Here is a 296-nt window from a genome sequence, read left to right as displayed (position 1 = left end):
GACGGCAACCCCGGCGTGCGCCGCACCTGGGCCCACCTGACGGCCGCTGGCTGGCGCATCAGCCCCAAGCGAGTCCACCGGCTGATGCGTGCCGCGCAGCTGCAGGGACGCCATCCCAAGGCCTGGAAAGTCACCACTGTTGCCGGTGAGAAACCGGTGGACGCGCCGGATTTGATCAAGCGCAACTTCACGGCCACTGAGCCAGACACTGCCTGGTGCGGAGACATCACGTACATTAAGACGTGGGATGGCTGGGCGTACCTGGCCACCGTCATCGACCTGCACTCCCGGGCCCT

1 protein-coding gene is annotated in these 296 nt (G+C 66.6%); it reads left to right on the top strand.

Annotation, left to right across the window (positions count from 1 at the left end):
* Window positions 1–296: IS3 family transposase (locus AAGW05_RS18625; protein ID WP_411806043.1), on the top strand; the 296-nt coding region annotated here is incomplete at both ends.

The organism is Arthrobacter sp. LAPM80, assembly GCF_046736435.1.
Lineage (GTDB): Bacteria > Actinomycetota > Actinomycetes > Actinomycetales > Micrococcaceae > Specibacter.
The sequence above is the reverse complement of the archived record's forward strand: the minus strand, read 5'-3'. Positions and strand labels throughout refer to the sequence as shown.